Genomic DNA, 16,065 nt, shown 5'->3' with positions numbered 1-16,065 from the left:
ATGAGATATCAAGTATATTGGACGCCCGAAACGCAGTTAATTGAATTGCAGGGGGCGGTAATTGATTTTAAAGCCTACAACGAAGTTGAGTTTCAGCATCAATTTTTGCCCAGTGGACAGCCAATTGTTGGCTGGTACTCTCAGGCTAATTATTTAAATACTAAAACGATGTCAGATTTACCGTATTTGTATCCCGGTAAAACCTATTATTTTGACCGTCAAGTTGTTAATTCAGAGCGGATGCATGCCTATTTAGCCGTAACTTTTTACGATAAAGACGGCTTGGCTTTGGATACTAAGCAACAAAATGCTGATCGCATTGAAGTGACGGTGCCAGAGGGAACTGACTATTATCAAGTTAAATTACTTTCCGCTGGAACGGGTAGTTTTATCTTCCGAGGCTTTAATATTCGTCCTAAGGTTGAAGAGGGTTATCTACTCAGTGGTGATCAGCAATTAAATGATGATCTGTATGCTTACTTAGACGTACCTAAAAACTTAAAGAATAAGACCTTACGGGTAATTTTTTCAGAACCAGAATTTCACAGTCTTAAATACGTGAATGATTTGATTTCACCTAGTAATCAGGCGGTTCTGTACTTTACTACGGACTTATTGCATGCCGATAGCTATCTTAAAACCGACCTAGTCGAAGAAATTAATAAGGCCAAAAAAGCGGTACATGCCAACAAAATTGAATTTGTTGGCTATGGTTTAATTTCTAGCTATACGGCCTTAACCTATCAGGGTAAATTCCGAGGTAGCCATGCGGTTATTTCTGATCCGAGTGCTGATCAAAAAGTACCTTATTTGGAACGGATGTCACCCGCGCTAAGAGAACAATTTAAAAATATTTCCGTTAGAATTAGTGAGTCGTTAACCGGTTCCTTTGAATTTTTAACTAGCGCTTTTGCCAATGATTTGCGAGTGCCCGTGATGGTGCCCCATCCTAATGAGGATCGGTTAGCCAGTTTGCGATATGATACAGCAATCACTGATTATACTCGCGCTGATATGATCCCTCAGCACGCCAGTCATCAAGAAAAGAAGAAAAGTAGTAAGCTTCATAGTGGTCGGCTACGTAACTTCTTTATGAATGAAGATTAGTTCGTCAAAAAAAGCCTTAATTAAAAGGCTTTTTTTACTTAGGCATTAATAATGGTAAAACGGCTTTGGTGGTGCTGAGGATGCTGGATTTCTGATAGCATCGCTTGAGCCATCGTACCAGAGGTAGTTACGGATTGATCAGCCGAGTTAAAGAGTAAGTCATCTGTACCAGTAATTATTTGTTCACTAGCTGGACCATCTTCAAAGGTAATTCCTGGAGAAATACCAAACCAATTGACATTATCCACCTGCTTTAGGAAATCTAGTTCGGCTAGTTGATTTTGTGGAATCGCTTGCCAAGCTTGGTTAGCCGGATCAGCGATAATATCATCTACCAGGTTATGCCGATTGGCCCCAGTCTTTAAGCTACCAGCCCCAAGGATGAAGGCTAAGCGTGGCTTAGTTTGATTGCGTAGGCAAGCTACTAGATGTGTTGCTAAATCAACATGGAGGTAGGCTTGATCTGGACTAGTGGCAAAGGCATCAATGACCACATCAAATTGTGTCAATTGACTCTTAGTTAGGCTAAAGGCATCAGCGACTAAAGGCGTGATGGCTGGGTATCGCTGTTGCAGCTGAGCTAATTTTTCAGCATTGCGACCATTAGCGGTAACCGAGAAGCCTTGTGCAACAGCAAGTTGGGTTAGGGATTGACCGGCCATGCCGGTTGCACCAATAATTAAGATTTTCATGATAAACAACCTTTCTTTACATTAACCATATTATACGGTTTATGGCTGCAGCTTGTCTGATTTATTAAATTTATCCAACAAAAAACAGCTAAGTATGCTTACTTAGCTGTTTTTGTTTGGACATTGTCTTAATTATTGACTACAGTTTACCAGGCTGAGTCGGACGTGAATACATAACTAAATATGTATAGGACTTATATTACTACCAGCCAGATAGGTAGTAAAAGCCTACATACACGTTAAGAACAACGTCAGGGACTTACATCGTCGGTGGATTGGAGTAGTAGTGTGTGCTAGGAGAAATCATATGCCGACGAAGGCCCCGTATTATGGCATCAAAAAGTACGGTATCGGTTCCAGTCTTGATAAAAATATATAACCGGTAATCCGGTTAAAATAGTAAAATTCGAGTGTTTATTAACTTTATTTATTTCCTTTATTATGCAATTTTAATGAAAAATAATTAAGCTGTTTCACTACTAATGCAGGATTTTTATGCTAAAAAGAAAAAACTCCAACTTCAAATTGGAGTAACTTAGGCTTAGGTGGTGCTTTACTAGCCTGTTATGCCGATGACAGGGGTCGAACCTGCACGATGAAATCATCATACCGACCTGAACGGTACGCGTCTGCCAATTCCGCCACATCGGCAAGATACAACTAATGTATTATACCGTTAAAAAGGACTCGATTACAAGACTTGACATTCAATCGTTCCGGGGTATGATTGGGGGAGTAAATACCTAATGAAGGGGGGACTGGAAGATGCTAATTATTCAATTAAATAATCATGTACTCTTTTCCTCCTCCCCCGTTGGCACTCATTGCTAATCGGGTTTATTTACGTTTTTAAATAGTAAACCAAGTTGAGCATGGGTGTCGATCAATCATTCGACCCCGTGCTTTTTTAATACCCAATTTGGGAGGTAGATATGCAAAGTTATAATTTTTCGGCTGGGCCAGCGGTTATGCCCAGCGAAGTTTTGGCTCAGATTCAGGCTGATTTGGCTCAAAGTCAAAAAGGGCATATGAGTATTTTAGAAATTTCACATCGAAGTTTAACCTTTGACAAAATAGTTGATCAGGCTAAGGACCGCTTACGTGAGTTAATGAATTTACCCCAAGACTATGAGGTGCTTTTTGTTCAAGGGGGTGGCTCTTTACAATTTGAAATGGTGCCGCTTAATTTTGCTAACCAAAAGCATCAGATTGCGGTCTTAGATTCTGGTAATTTTGCGCACAAGGCCGCCCAAGCTGCTCAAGCAGAAGGAGTTTCGGCTAAAATTGTAGCGAGCTCTCGTGATGAAAAGTATCGCTACTTACCGCAGTTACCGGCTGATTTTTCGGCTCCAGCGTATGATTATTTGCATATTACGACTAACAATACGATTGAAGGAACCTGCTATCACCAAAGTAATTTACCGCAAACAACCGGTCCTTTAGTAGCTGATATGAGTTCTAATATTTTAGCAGAGCCCTACGATGTCCGTAATTTTGACTTGATTTTTGCCGGAGCACAAAAGAATTTAGGCCCGGCCGGAGTAACTGTGGTAATTGTTAAGAAGTCCTGGTTAGCTCAACAAAACGTAACTAAGGTGGGACCAATGATGCGTTATCAAAGCTATTTGGATAAAAATTCAATGTATAATACACCACCAGTATTTAATATCTACGCCTTAAATTTGGTCTTAGGCTGGGTTCAGGATCAAGGTGGGGTACCCGCTATGTATGCTGCAAATCAAAAGAAGGCCCAGTTGCTCTATGACTACTTAGACCAATCTGATTTTTACCATCCGTTAGTTACAGGAGCAGATCGCTCTTTGACCAACGTGGTCTTTAGCACCGGTAATGATCAATTAGATCAAACAATTGCTCAACAAGCCCAAGAATATGGCCTATATAATTTAGCTGGACATCGTTCTGTGGGTGGTTTCCGGGCTTCCTTGTACAATGCCCAGCCGCTAGCAGCGGTAACGGCCTTGATTGACTACTTAGATAAAGCACAAAAGGAGCATCAAAATGAACGTTAAAACCTATAATGCCATTAGCCCTAAGGGGTTAAATTATTTAACTGAACACGGATACCAACTCAATGCTGATCAGCCAGCTGATGCGATTTTGTTACGGTCACAGGACCTCCATGCCGAAACGATTAGTGACAGTGTTAAGGCCGTTGTAAGAGCCGGCGCTGGTTTTAATAATATTCCGGTTGATGAGCTTTCTCAGCGTGGTATTCCAGTTTTTAACACGCCGGGAGGAAATGCTAATGCGGTCAAAGAACTAACCATTGCGGCCTTGATTATGGCTGCTCGGCCGGTCATCGGGGCCATTGATTTTGCTAATAGTGTCCGTGGTGGGGATGTTTCCTTGCGAACGGAAAGTAATAAGGGAGGCTATCGCGGGACTGAATTAGCTGGTAAAACACTAGGAGTGATTGGGCTAGGAAATGTCGGTTCCAAGGTGGCTAATACGGCCCTAGCCTTGGACATGAAGGTGATTGGTTATGATCCTGGTTTAAATGCTAATACAGCTTGGCGAATTGACCGACATGTGCAACATGCCAGTCAGGTAGAAACTTTATTGCAGGATGCTGACTACGTCACTGTTCATATTCCTTATACGGAAACCAACCATTTCTTCATTAGTCGTGATAAATTAGCCCTAATGAAGCCAGAAGCAGCTTTGATTAATTATTCGCGCAATGGCATTGTTGACAATCAAGCTGCGGTTGATGCTTTAAAAGAGGGACGTTTACGGCGTTATCTAACTGATTTTAGCGATGACGTACTATATGACAACGACCAGGTTATTATTACACCTCATATTGGTGGTTCAACCATTGAAGCTGAGGAAACTAGTGCTTCGATGGCCGCCCAACAATTGGATGCCTTTTTGACCAGTGGAAACTTAATTCATTCAGTTAATTTTCCAGATATTAACGAACCTTTTACTAGTCAATATCGAGTTGGTATTTTCCATGAAAATGTGCCTAATATGCTGGGACAAATTTCCCAAGTATTCGGTAGTTTAGGCTTAAATATTGAAGAATTAAGTAATCGAGCTAATAAGCAATATGCCTATACTTTAGTGGCGATTAATGAATTGGATGAACAGCAAGAAGCCGGTTTGTTGAGTCGTTTAGGCCAAATTGACCAAGTATTAAAAGTTCATTTTTACCAGCAAAGCAAGTAAGGAGAATAAAAAATGACCGAAGCACTACAATCAGCCGCCATTGCTAAGTTACAAGAACGAGGAGTAGCCCTTTCAGATGTTTATGATGGTGCCGCTGAATTCTTAACGAATAAATATCATGATGAAATTCAAAAAGAGTTTTTAGATCAAGCTATTAATCGGGTGTTACATAAGGATGAAGTGGCCGATATTATTTTAACGGCGCTGTATCTAGATGAACAGGCTGAAAAAATGCCTGACAGCGAGCCGCTTAAGGCCCGTTTGCAACGTGATGCCAATGGCCATAATGTCGATGAAATTTTAGCAATTGCCATTACCCAACAGTGTTCGGCCGCTGCTACGGTCCATTACGGCCTCTTAGATGATTTAAAACCAGGTTTGATTGGTCAAATCAATGATCGGTTAGATTCAATTAATGTCTATTTGGATGATATTTTAGCGGCCTTAATTGCTAGTGCGGCCATGACTTACCTGGAAATTCTAGGCGGTAATCAGTATTAAAAGAAGTGCTAGTCTTAGACTTCTTTTTTTGGTAAAATAAAAACTATTCGTATTGTTTAAGGAGATGACACAATGTCAGGACACAGTAAATGGCATAACATTCAAGGTCGTAAAAATGCCCAGGATGCTAAGCGAGGAAAAATTTTCCAAAAGTTAGCCCACGATTTATATGTTGCGGCAAAGGCTGGCGGTGCAGATCCCGAAATGAATTCTTCCCTACGTTTAGTAGTTGAAAAGGCTAAGGCAGCCAACATGCCAAAAGACAACATCCAACGTGCTTTGGATAAGGCTTCTGGTGCTGGTGGGGCTAAGTTCGAAGAAGTCACTTATGAAGGTTATGGTACTGCCGGAGTAGCCGTTCTAGTGGAAGCTTCGACTGATAACATTAATCGTACGGTTTCAACGGTTCGTAATTCTTTCAAGCACTTTGGTGGTTCACTAGGAACCAGTGGTTCAGTGGCTTTCCAATTTGATCGTAAGGGTTACTTAGTGATTGATCGCGAAGAATTCCCTGATTTGGATGAAGATACAATTTTGGAAGCCGCTTTAGAGGCGGGTGCCGAAGATGTTCAAACTTCTGATGAAGCGTTTGAGATTTATACTGAACCAGCTGACTTTCAGACTGTGGAAGCTGCTTTAACTGATGCTGGCTACACTTTTGCCGATTCAGAAGTAACCATGATTCCACAAAATCCAATGGCCATCGACGGTGAAGACCGTGAAAAGCTAGATAAGCTAGTTGATGAATTGGAAGAAAATGAAGATGTTTTGGCGGTTTATACCACTGCTGAATAAAAAATTGTCCCATAATTATGGGACAATTTTTTATTTTAAGGCCTGAGCTTTGGCAATAATTTGATCGGTAAATAACTTTAAAATGACCGCATCCTCGGCGCTGGGCCGTAAATTAATCCGGACAATTTCTGCTCCTTGAATAGCACCGGTTGGTTGGATTTGCTTTTCAAAGCTGTCCAAGGCTAAACAGTAAGTATCACCGTAGTACAAATCTCCTGAACCAGCAATACCATAAACAACCCCGGTTAAATCAACGTCTGCCAAATCTTCAAAGAAGTCTAACCCTTCATCGGGTAGAGAACCTTGGTCATAGGTGTAGGGCACAATGATGGCAATATCAACTTGTTGGAGTTCTTCTACTTCAGTTTGACTGATTTCACTTTTTTTAACCGACAAACCGGCCGCTTTAAGTTGATCAATAATAATATCCGCCACGGCTTCATTGTTACCAGTGATAGTAGCAAAGACCACCTGAGCGCTTAAGGGGTGTTGGGTCATTTTAAAATCCTCCTAAATACATTATTGTTTATTATACCGACTTTTATGCTTACCGCCAGTTAGCATACATCCGCCTGGAAAATGCGGTACAATATTAGCAGATTAGATTAAAGGAGTGCTTACTAATGGCCTTAACAAAAAGTCAAATTCAAGCGTTACAATCAGTTTATGATAACGGTATTTTAGATCATGATGATACTGCCCGCCAAGCCTTGGCGCAAGTTTTAGAAGATTTAAAATAATTGTGCCAGCGCAAGTTTTGTGCTAGACTACAACTATAAACAGTGATAAGGACAACCTGTTATACTTCAAGTTTTAAGAGAGCCTACATCTGGTGTAAGTAGGTAGCTTGGCTATAACGGGACTACCTTTAAGTGATCAGCGAGTAGATGGAAAGTTGATCCGGGTGACACCGTTAACCGTTAAAAGAGGGGCCTGTGTTTTAACAACAGGTCAATTGGGTGGTACCACGGTAAAACGTCCCTTTGAACAATATGTTCGGAGGGGCGTTTTTTTAGGGGAAATCCGGTCACTGCAAACGAGTAAAAGAAGAGGTATATTATGGCAACAATTAAGTTAACTTTCCCGGATGGGGCTGTTAAGGAATATGAAGCAGGCGTAAAGCCGATTGATGTGGCTAGTCAAATTTCTAAGTCCTTGGCTAAAAAGTCCGTTTCAGCTAAGCTAGACGGTCACTATGTGGGGATGCACGATGAAATCAAGCACAGTGGTGACTTTCAATTAATTACCACTGCTGATGCAGAGTCCGGTGACATTTTACGCCACTCAGCCTCGCATTTGTTGGCCCAAGCGCTTAAGCGTTTGCCAAAGTTTGCAGATATGCACTTTGGGGTTGGTCCTTACATCGAAAATGGTTTCTACTACGACACTGATAACGGTGCTGGAAATCAGGTTTCTGTCGAAGATTTTCCGGAAATCGAAGCCATGATGCACAAGATTGCTAAAGAAGATTTGCCAATCCTTTCTCGCGAAATTTCTCGTGATGAAGCATTAAAACTGTTTGCTAATGATCCTTACAAGGTTGAATTAATCGAAGACTTACCAGCTGATGAGCCGATTACAATTGCCGTGCAAGGTGATCACATTGAATTGGATAAGGGCGGTTTAGTCCCATCAACCGGCTGGATTAAGCACTTTAAGTTGATCTCAGTTGCTGGTTCTTACTGGCGTGGTAAGTCTGATAATCCTGTAATGCAGCGAATCTATGGAACAGCCTTTTGGAAGGACAGCGATTTAGAAGCTGACTTGCAACGTCGAGCCGAGGCTAAGGAACGTGACCACCGTAATATTGGTCGAGACCTAGATCTCTTCTTTACTAGCCAAGAAGTTGGTTCTGGTTTGCCAGTTTGGTTGCCAAATGGGGCCACTATCCGTCGCCAAGTAGAACGTTACATTGTTGATAAAGAACTATCAAATGACTACTTGCACGTTTATACACCAGTTTTGTCCAACTTAAACCTGTATAAGACTTCGGGACACTGGGACCACTATCGTGATGATATGTTCCCACCAATGGATATGGGTGATGGCGAATTCTTAGAGTTGCGGCCAATGAACTGTCCATCACACATTATGGTTTATAAGCACAAGCCCCGTTCTTATCGTGACTTGCCAATGCGTATCGCTGAATTGGGCATGATGCACCGTTATGAGAAATCCGGCGCCTTAACGGGTTTGTCGCGGGTGCGTGAAATGACCTTAAATGATGGCCACACTTTCGTGGAACCAGAAAAGTTGGAAGAAGAATTTAAGTCGATTTTGCAAATGATGATGGGCGTTTATGAAGATTTCAACATTACTGATTACCGCTTCCGTTTGTCATATCGTGATCCCGAAAATACCGATAAGTACTTTGATGATGATGAGATGTGGGAAAAGTCCCAAGCTCAGTTAAAGCGCGCTATGGACGACTTGAAGTTGGATTATTACGAAGCTGAAGGAGAAGCGGCCTTCTACGGTCCTAAGTTGGATGTCCAGACCAAGACTGCCTTGGGTGGAGAAGAAACGCTATCGACCATTCAGTTGGACTTCCTTTTGCCTGATCGCTTTAATCTGACTTATGTTGGCGAAGATGGTCAAGATAATCATCGGCCAGTGATGCTCCACCGTGGAATCGTTGGTACGATGGAACGTTTCACCGCCTACTTGATTGAAATGTATAAGGGCGCTTTCCCAACTTGGTTGGCACCTTTGCAAGTGCAAATAATCCCCGTTAACTTAGGTGCGCACGGTGATTATGCTCGTAAGGTTCAAAAGCAGCTTCAAGCCGCTGGTTTGCGGGCTCATGTTGAAACCAAGGATGCTAAGATGGGTTATTTGATTCGTGAAGCCCAGACCAACAAGATTCCTTATACTTTGGTATTAGGAGACGACGAAATTGAAGGTCAAACAGTTACTGTTCGTCAGTACGGTCAAGATCAAACCAAGACGATGAGTCTGGCTGATTTTGAAGGTGAAGTTGTGGCGGATGTAGCAAATTACTCACGTGAAAAGTAATTTTTAATGAAAATGAATTAAGGCAGGCACTCAACGACGAGCAGGATTGTTGGGTGCCTTGTCTTATATTTTCAGTAAAGGAGAAAATGATGTCTTTAAATCAAGATAATCAGGGCCAAGAACAGCAACGCGGCCTCCAAAATCGACATGTTCAATTGATTGCGATTGGTGGCACAATTGGGACCGGACTCTTTATGGGGGCTGGTAATTCGATTCATTTTGCTGGGCCAGCTATCTTATTGATTTATGCCATTATTGGCTTGTTGATGTTTGTGGTGATGCGTGCGATTGGGGAAATGCTGTATGCAGATCCTAACCAGCATACTTTTATTACCTTTCTTAGCCGTTATTTGGGTAATCGAACTGGCTTTTTTGCCCGTTGGTCCTATTGGCTAACAGTGGCCTTCATGGGGATGGCCGAACTAACAGCCATTGGTAAATATGTTCAGTTTTGGTTCCCCCAGTGGCCTAGTTGGATTATTCAAATTGTGATTTTACTGGTCTTAACGGCGGTGAATTTGATTGCCGTAGCCCTATATGGTGAAACCGAGTTTTGGTTTGCCATGATTAAAATCGTGGCTATTTTGGCTTTAATCGTGACTGGAATCATGATGGCCTTAACTGGTTTTAAAACCGCGGCAGGGCCAGTTGCTTTTAGCAATGTTTGGCAACATTTTAGTCTTTTCCCTAATGGGGTCGGTAATTTTGTTAATGCCTTTCAGATGGTGATGTTTGCCTTTGTGGGGATGGAATTTATCGGGATGACAGCGGCCGAAACTGAAAATCCACGAAAAGTATTGCCTAAGGCAATTAATCAGATTCCCTGGCGAGTATTGTTCTTTTACCTAGGGGCGCTGTTCATTATTATGACCATTTATCCTTGGACTAAGATTCCGGCTAACCAAAGTCCTTTTGTGATGGTCTTTGAACTAGCCGGGATTGATTGGGCGGCGGCCTTGGTTAACTTTGTGGTTTTGACCAGTGCAGCCTCAGCCTTAAACTCAGTTTTGTTTACCGCTAGTCGTAATTTTTATTCCCTGGCAGTTGAATCTCGTGGTAGCTTCTTAAAGCCTTTTGCTAAGATGTCAAAGAATAATTTGCCAACTAATGCGATTTTCTTTACTTCACTAGTAGTCGCTTTTTCAGCGATTATCAGTCTTATTCCGCAAATTACAGACGCCTTTAGTTTTGTAACGAGTGCCTCAACTGATTTGTTCTTAATGATTTATATTTTGACTTTGGCGGCCTACTGGCAATATCGTAAGTCCAGTGATTACCTCAAGGATGGTTTCTTGATGGACTTTCCTCAAGTGGCGGTGCCCTTTTCGCTAGTCGTGTTTGTTTTGATTTATATCACGCTTTTCTTTAACCCTGATTCGGTTGTACCAGCAATCGGGGCTACCTTGTGGTTGGCTATCTTTGGGTTAATTTCACGCCTTCAACCGCAATCTGTAACGAAGTAATTTAAATTTTATTTAATGCCTCCCTTGTTACAATAGACTTACTCAAATCGAATGGAGCTTTACATGTCTTTTTTAATTGACTTTGTCCTACACATCGATCATCATTTGGCCAATATTGTCCAACAGTTCGGCCCATGGACCTATGTGATTTTATTTATCATTATTTTTGTGGAAACGGGTGCCGTCGTTTTGCCTTTTCTGCCGGGTGATTCCTTGCTCTTTGCTGCCGGTGCAATTTCCATGACTGCTGCTGGACAGGCAGCTGGTCTAAACCATTGGGTGTTTATGGTGTTATTTTTCATCGCGGCTGTGGCTGGGGACACTTTAAATTATTGGATTGGTCATACTGGTGGTTATCAGTTACTGAAAAAACCACCATTCAATAAAATGATTAAAGAGCAAAATATTAAAGAAGCCGAAGCTTTCTTTGAAAAGCATGGTGGCATGGCGATTATTTTAGGACGTTATGTACCAATTATTCGAACTTTTGTACCTTTTGTTTCAGGTGTTAGTCATTTTTCATTTAGTACATTTTTCCGCTATGTTGTGATCGCTGCCTTTTCATGGAGTTTTCTAGCAACTGGCGCCGGTGCCTTATTAGGTAATATTCCCTTCTTCCAGGAACATTTTTCCGCCATTATTCTAGGGATTGTATTGGTTTCATTAATCCCAACCATTATTGCTGTGGGCCGTTCTTTCTTTCAAAAGCGTAAAGCTGATTAATATTTATTAGAGATGCCGTGGGCATCTTTTTTTCTACTTGTAAAAGCAGGTATAATAGAAGTATGAATAATATTAAAAAATTACAAGAATTAACCAAAATATCGGATCAAGATTTAGCCGAAGCTTTGCAGGTGGATAGCAATCAACTGGCTACTTGGCAGGGCGGCCAGGTCATGCCAAGTGCTAGTCAAATTGAAGAACTGTGTTTGGTTTTCTCAAAAGTATTGGATCAGCGGGGCAATGCTAGTCAAACCCAAGAACACCCGATTCATATTCGTTTAACCAGCGATTATCTCTTTAATTTGGGGATTACTAGTTCAGATTGGATTAGTTTAAAATGGGCCTTAGAAGGTGAGTGGGCCGGTGATCAGTTGGCAGTTGGTTTATTTCAAACCGGTAAATTGATTAAGACCGTGGCTAGCAATGCCGAATTCATAAAAGCTTTTGCTGGTTATTTGATTTTACAAACGCGGGGGCTTTACGATCCTTACATTGATGAGAAAAATAATAATGCCCAGTATGATTGGCGAATTATTCGTTTAGCAACTGACCAAAATTATGGCGATTTGACGCCACTCTTAACTAGTAGTAATCCTACGGAGATGTAATAATGACTAATATCATTTTGGCAACTGATGCATATAAACTAACCCATCATTTACAATATCCACAAAATATTACCAAGCTTTATTCCTACGGGGAAGCTCGACAGGGCGGGCGATATGACCATATTTCTTGGTTTGGTATGTCAATGATTTTAAACGACTATTTTACCCAGCCAGTTACTGATGCCATGATTGATGAGGCTCAAAAGGTGGCTGAATTAACCTTTGGCAATGATGTCTATTTCAATCGACCAGTTTGGGAAAAGGTGCGAGATTTAGGCCATTTTCCGGTTAAAATTAAAGCCTTACCAGAAGGAATGGTCGTGCCAACTGGGACTGCTTTATTTACAATTGAATCCACACAGAGCTGGTTTGCGACTAGTTTAAATGCCTTGGAAACGATCTTGATGCATGTTTGGTATCCAACGACCATTGCGACTAATTCGATGTACATTAAAAAGCGTTTAGCGCCCTTAGTTGAAAAAAGTGGTTCCATGGACAACTTGCCCCTGATGGTTAATGACTTTGGTTTGCGGGGGGCCACTTCGCTAGAATCTGGTGAACGTGGGGGTAGTGCTCATCTGCTCCATTTTCGTGGTTCTGACAATATGGCTGCCAGTCGTTATTTTGCTTCAGTCTATGGCTTAGAAGGTCGGGCCTTATCAATTTGGGCGACGGAACATTCAGTAGCGACTGCTTATGGCGAGGGCCAGGGGGAGCTTGATTATCTAAATGCCCAGCTAGATCGGACGCCTGAAGAAGCACCAGTGTCAATTGTGATTGATTCTTACGATACTTTTAATTTTGTACAAAACGTAGTGGGCTCACCGGCCATGAAGGAAAGAATTAAAAATCGATTGGGTCGAGTCGTCTTACGTCCGGATTCTGGTGATCCACAAACCGTTGATCTACAAATTTTGGATTTACTGGCTGAAATATTTGGTACTAGCTTAAATGAGAAGGGCTATCGAGTCTTGAATCATAATGTTGGTTTAATTCAAGGGGATGGTATGAATGCTGATACCATGATCGAGCTCTACCAAGCCTTATTAGACCACGGTTGGTCTAGTGATAATTTGGTGGTTGGATCAGGTGGGGGCTTGTTGCAAGAAGGCTTTACTCGAGACACTGAGCGTTTTGCGATTAAGGAGGCCTATGCTGAAAATAGCGCCGGAGAGCACCTGCAAATTCAAAAACGTCCTAAAACAGATCCTTCTAAAGTTTCAAAATCGGGTCGGATGAAGGTTATTTATGATGACCAGGGACAAATCATTACCGTACCTGCTGATCATCCTGGTCAAGACCTATTAGAGACTGTTTATGACAACGGTTATATGAAACAAATTGATGTAAACTCAATGCTTGCTCGGGCTGAAAACTTTCACGATTTTTAAAAAAGTGTTAGACTGGTGTTAGCATAAACGGTGGGAAAGATGCGGACTGATTTATTGCATTTTCAAAGAACTTACAATTTTATCGGGCCCCTTTTTTCTCAAAAACAGCTTTCTTCGGAAGCTGTTTTTTTGTTTTTTAACCCAAAAAAGAGGAGAAATCAATGACCAGAGTTAGTAAAAACAATGTGGTAAATGAAGACTTTATTAGTCGTTTACACCTGCAAGATCCGCATAATTTAAAAGCTGTTTCGGGTGGAGACATTAATTTAGCTTATTCGTTGTACAGTGGCAATCAGCACTTATTTTTAAAGGTGCAACCAGATCACCCAGCCAGTTTCTTTGACAGTGAGGTAGCTAGTTTAAAGGCCCTGGGTCAAGTTGTACCAGTTCCAAAAGTAATGGCACAAGGAGAGGTGCAGGGCAATGCCTACTTACTTCTGACTTGGGTTGAATCAGGGCGTGGCTACCAAGATGATTTAGGGGCTACCGTAGCTAAGCTTCACCGTCAAACGGCAGATCAATTTGGCTTTGAATTGAATAACTTAGTTGATTTTGTGCCCAAAGATAATAGTTGGCAGGATAATTGGGGTGAATTTTTCATTAAACAACGGTTAGAGCCCTTGATGAAACAGGCTCAGCAAGCCAAATTTTGGTTAACCCAGCGGGGCGATCACTTTGACAATCTAAAGGAACAAATTCGTCAAGACGCTCATGTCCAATCAGTTAAACCTTCGTTACTCCATGGCGATTTATGGGCTGGAAACTTTATGTTTGATCAATTTGGCCATGCCGTTTTAATTGATCCAAATGCCTTTTATGGAGATCGCGAATATGATTTGGGAATCAGTCGTGTCTTTGCCGGTTTCAATGACGACTTCTATGAAAGTTATCAGGAGCATTTTCCACTAGATGATGGCTGGCAAGAGCGAATGAAGTGGTATGAATTCTATTACATTTTGATGCACTTTGTCCGTTTTGGTGATATATATGCGCCACGTTTAAACAATTTATTAATTAGTTTTTAAACAGAAAAAACACCTCAACCGGGGCCCATGGCGGTTGGGGTGTTTTATAGATAGGACTTATATCACCAGCTTGAAGAAGTTTAGAAGAAAGAATTAAAATTGATATGCCAGTGAAGGCCTAGTACTTAAGATACATTAACTAGGGTTGACGAACTCGTAATTAATTGATCATTTTCATCGGAAACAAACATACTAACGCGATAAACACCATCCTTGATGTAAGGCATGCGAACGTCATTAATGACAAATTTTTGATTAGGTTGGCTGAACTTTATTTTTCTTTTTTTACTCCAAACCAGTGGGATTTCTTGATCTTCATTGACTTCACTGTAAAGGAAGGAAATTTTGTGCATGTCTAGTAGGGCAAAATTGATAGCCCCAAAACAAATGGAAAATTGAATATAAAAATCAGTCCGCTCAATCGTAGTGGTGGGCGTGGTTAAGCCAATTTTAGATAGGTATAAATAACCAATCTGGTTCATTATCATTTTGTACTCCCCGTGATAAATCATTGACAGAATTAAGGTTATCGCTGTAGCGACGATAATTTTTAACGTGAATTGCACGTATGTACTGGGGCTTACATTGTCAGCGGTAAGGATTACAACGCCGTCACGCTTTGAGGTTAAAACGACTGACAAAGGCCCAATATGTAGGGGGACTTACATCACTAGTGCAGCACGTGAGATTGTGTTCATATATTGGCTAGTGAAAGCCCCAAGAAATTATAATTTTAGCTTTAGTTGTTGTCTTTTTCACAAAATAACTTACTTGAAAAAATGCGACTAAAGACATCTTAGCATAAGATATCGGCGGTTTTTCAGTAAAAAAATAAAAATAGGCCAATCCTGTACATAGTGGGAAAGAAAGACGATATATAAGAGCTAGATTAAGCTATACCTTTAATAAAAATGGATGAAATAATAATATTTATTAAAAAAAGAAAAGGAAACAAATTTAAAGGTGATTTTTCGTGTTAAAATTATAAAAAATGGCGAATAAAAGTATTTTTTCACATTTATAGAGATTTCCAAGATTTATTTTTAAGTAAATAGTTAATGATGTGTATTAAATAAGCCTTGTACATAGATTTGTCATTTTTTAATTATGTAATATGATGAGCAAAATAGAGACTTATTCTCATATGAGCCTTTATCAATGCTCTGATGGAAGCACGAAAGGAAAGATTTTGCCACGAGTTCGTTATTATAATCCAGATAACTTTGGAAAAGATTCCGAAAGCAAAGAAAAGCAGCGGAATGAACGCGAGCGTTATATTCAACAGGCTAGTGACGTGAATGATCAGTTCATCAACCATAGTCGCAAAGATAAAGAAATGCGTTCTGATCGACGGAAATCCATGCGAGAAGATTTATCAAATGGATTCCTTAATTATGGGGATCACATGGATTGGCTATAAGTTTGATGGTAAATGAAAAGACGGCTCTGAAGTAGAGCTGAAGTGCGCCCCCTAGATTGGAGAAATCCAAACTAGGGGGCGCCTTTTATCATGGCGAAATATTCACTGGCAACTAAATTAAAAGCAATTGACC

The 16,065-nt window shown here is 40.9% G+C and carries 15 protein-coding genes, 1 tRNA gene and 1 other annotated feature; of the genes, 12 read left to right on the top strand and 4 right to left on the bottom strand.

Features of this window, described 5'->3' with window-relative positions; genetic code table 11:
• Nucleotides 1–1,107: an accessory Sec system protein Asp3 gene (gene asp3 / locus C7384_RS04875; protein ID WP_089938817.1), complete on the top strand. Its 1,107-nt coding sequence runs from the start codon at nt 1–3 to the stop codon at nt 1,105–1,107.
• Nucleotides 1,108–1,145: 38 nt separating this feature from the next.
• On the opposite strand, the gene C7384_RS04870 is transcribed toward asp3, so the two are convergent.
• Together C7384_RS04870 and C7384_RS04865 are read right to left on the bottom strand one after the other, a co-directional pair.
• Complete coding sequence (locus C7384_RS04870) at nt 1,146–1,799, bottom strand: NAD(P)-dependent oxidoreductase (RefSeq protein WP_089938819.1); 654 nt, start codon at nt 1,797–1,799, stop codon at nt 1,146–1,148.
• Between the two features lie 567 nt (nt 1,800–2,366).
• Nucleotides 2,367–2,450, bottom strand: a tRNA-Leu gene (locus C7384_RS04865).
• A 281-nt stretch (nt 2,451–2,731) separates the two neighbouring features.
• On the opposite strand from C7384_RS04865, the gene serC reads away from it, so the two are divergent.
• From serC to C7384_RS04845, 4 genes are all read left to right on the top strand, one after another.
• Nucleotides 2,732–3,829 carry a 3-phosphoserine/phosphohydroxythreonine transaminase gene (serC, locus tag C7384_RS04860; protein WP_089938821.1) on the top strand — a complete coding sequence of 366 codons (1,098 nt, stop codon included), beginning with the start codon at nt 2,732–2,734 and terminating at the stop codon, nt 3,827–3,829.
• A complete protein-coding gene (locus C7384_RS04855) occupies nt 3,819–4,991 on the top strand; it encodes a 3-phosphoglycerate dehydrogenase family protein (RefSeq protein WP_089938823.1) in 1,173 nt (390 codons plus the stop codon). Before serC ends, C7384_RS04855 begins: the two co-directional genes overlap by 11 nt.
• Nucleotides 4,992–5,003: 12 nt before the next feature.
• The gene (locus C7384_RS04850) at nt 5,004–5,492 is read left to right on the top strand and encodes a phosphatidylglycerophosphatase A (RefSeq protein WP_089938825.1); all 489 of its coding nucleotides are present in this window, start codon (nt 5,004–5,006) and stop codon (nt 5,490–5,492) included.
• Nucleotides 5,493–5,564: 72 nt separating this feature from the next.
• Nucleotides 5,565–6,287 carry a YebC/PmpR family DNA-binding transcriptional regulator gene (locus tag C7384_RS04845; protein WP_089938827.1) on the top strand — a complete coding sequence of 241 codons (723 nt, stop codon included), beginning with the start codon at nt 5,565–5,567 and terminating at the stop codon, nt 6,285–6,287.
• Between the two features lie 30 nt (nt 6,288–6,317).
• Here C7384_RS04845 and C7384_RS04840 read toward each other — a convergent pair whose 3' ends face one another.
• Complete coding sequence (locus tag C7384_RS04840; protein WP_089938829.1) at nt 6,318–6,785, bottom strand: flavodoxin; 468 nt, start codon at nt 6,783–6,785, stop codon at nt 6,318–6,320.
• Between the two features lie 275 nt (nt 6,786–7,060).
• Nucleotides 7,061–7,273 (top strand) — a binding site (T-box leader).
• Between the two features lie 73 nt (nt 7,274–7,346).
• Here C7384_RS04840 and thrS point away from each other — a divergent pair.
• The 6 genes from thrS to C7384_RS04810 all read left to right on the top strand — a co-directional run bounded on the left by thrS (nt 7,347) and on the right by C7384_RS04810 (nt 14,512).
• On the top strand, nt 7,347–9,302 hold the full coding sequence (thrS, locus tag C7384_RS04835; RefSeq protein ID WP_089938830.1) for a threonine--tRNA ligase: 1,956 nt from the start codon (nt 7,347–7,349) through the stop codon (nt 9,300–9,302).
• Between the two features lie 89 nt (nt 9,303–9,391).
• On the top strand, nt 9,392–10,765 hold the full coding sequence (locus tag C7384_RS04830) for an amino acid permease (RefSeq protein ID WP_089938832.1): 1,374 nt from the start codon (nt 9,392–9,394) through the stop codon (nt 10,763–10,765).
• Nucleotides 10,766–10,828: 63 nt separating this feature from the next.
• On the top strand, nt 10,829–11,488 hold the full coding sequence (locus C7384_RS04825; RefSeq protein ID WP_089938833.1) for a VTT domain-containing protein: 660 nt from the start codon (nt 10,829–10,831) through the stop codon (nt 11,486–11,488).
• A gap of 62 nt (nt 11,489–11,550) precedes the next feature.
• Nucleotides 11,551–12,096: a helix-turn-helix domain-containing protein gene (locus C7384_RS04820; protein ID WP_089938835.1), complete on the top strand. Its 546-nt coding sequence runs from the start codon at nt 11,551–11,553 to the stop codon at nt 12,094–12,096.
• Nucleotides 12,096–13,487, top strand: a complete 1,392-nt coding sequence (locus tag C7384_RS04815; RefSeq protein ID WP_089938837.1) for a nicotinate phosphoribosyltransferase — start codon at nt 12,096–12,098, stop codon at nt 13,485–13,487. Before C7384_RS04820 ends, C7384_RS04815 begins: the two co-directional genes overlap by 1 nt.
• 161 nt (nt 13,488–13,648) lie before the next feature.
• On the top strand, nt 13,649–14,512 hold the full coding sequence (locus C7384_RS04810) for a fructosamine kinase family protein (protein WP_089938839.1): 864 nt from the start codon (nt 13,649–13,651) through the stop codon (nt 14,510–14,512).
• A gap of 125 nt (nt 14,513–14,637) precedes the next feature.
• On the opposite strand, the gene C7384_RS04805 is transcribed toward C7384_RS04810, so the two are convergent.
• The gene (locus C7384_RS04805) at nt 14,638–15,000 is read right to left on the bottom strand and encodes a hypothetical protein (protein ID WP_133240782.1); all 363 of its coding nucleotides are present in this window, start codon (nt 14,998–15,000) and stop codon (nt 14,638–14,640) included.
• 629 nt (nt 15,001–15,629) lie between these two features.
• Between C7384_RS04805 and C7384_RS04800 the strand changes: the two genes are divergently transcribed.
• Nucleotides 15,630–15,932, top strand: a complete 303-nt coding sequence (locus C7384_RS04800; RefSeq protein ID WP_133240781.1) for a hypothetical protein — start codon at nt 15,630–15,632, stop codon at nt 15,930–15,932.
• Nucleotides 15,933–16,065 lie beyond the last annotated feature (133 nt).

This window comes from Convivina intestini (assembly GCF_003096575.1).
Taxonomy (GTDB): Bacteria; Bacillota; Bacilli; order Lactobacillales; family Lactobacillaceae; genus Convivina; species Convivina intestini.
Note: the sequence above shows the minus strand (reverse complement) of the source record. Positions and strands in the feature narration are given on the sequence as shown.

Excerpts from the sequence above, each read along its gene's own strand:
- C7384_RS04830 (WP_089938832.1), top strand. The coding sequence starts at position 9,392 with ATGTCTTTAAATCAAGATAATCAGGGCCAAGAACAGCAACGCGGCCTC.
- C7384_RS04855 (WP_089938823.1), top strand. The coding sequence starts at position 3,819 with ATGAACGTTAAAACCTATAATGCCATTAGCCCTAAGGGGTTAAATTAT.
- asp3 (WP_089938817.1), top strand. The coding sequence starts at position 1 with ATGAGATATCAAGTATATTGGACGCCCGAAACGCAGTTAATTGAATTG.
- serC (WP_089938821.1), top strand. The coding sequence starts at position 2,732 with ATGCAAAGTTATAATTTTTCGGCTGGGCCAGCGGTTATGCCCAGCGAA.
- C7384_RS04825 (WP_089938833.1), top strand. The coding sequence starts at position 10,829 with ATGTCTTTTTTAATTGACTTTGTCCTACACATCGATCATCATTTGGCC.
- C7384_RS04820 (WP_089938835.1), top strand. The coding sequence starts at position 11,551 with ATGAATAATATTAAAAAATTACAAGAATTAACCAAAATATCGGATCAA.
- C7384_RS04850 (WP_089938825.1), top strand. The coding sequence starts at position 5,004 with ATGACCGAAGCACTACAATCAGCCGCCATTGCTAAGTTACAAGAACGA.
- C7384_RS04840 (WP_089938829.1), bottom strand. The coding sequence starts at position 6,785 with ATGACCCAACACCCCTTAAGCGCTCAGGTGGTCTTTGCTACTATCACT.
- C7384_RS04805 (WP_133240782.1), bottom strand. The coding sequence starts at position 15,000 with ATGATAATGAACCAGATTGGTTATTTATACCTATCTAAAATTGGCTTA.
- C7384_RS04810 (WP_089938839.1), top strand. The coding sequence starts at position 13,649 with ATGACCAGAGTTAGTAAAAACAATGTGGTAAATGAAGACTTTATTAGT.
- C7384_RS04845 (WP_089938827.1), top strand. The coding sequence starts at position 5,565 with ATGTCAGGACACAGTAAATGGCATAACATTCAAGGTCGTAAAAATGCC.
- C7384_RS04800 (WP_133240781.1), top strand. The coding sequence starts at position 15,630 with ATGAGCAAAATAGAGACTTATTCTCATATGAGCCTTTATCAATGCTCT.
- C7384_RS04870 (WP_089938819.1), bottom strand. The coding sequence starts at position 1,799 with ATGAAAATCTTAATTATTGGTGCAACCGGCATGGCCGGTCAATCCCTA.
- thrS (WP_089938830.1), top strand. The coding sequence starts at position 7,347 with ATGGCAACAATTAAGTTAACTTTCCCGGATGGGGCTGTTAAGGAATAT.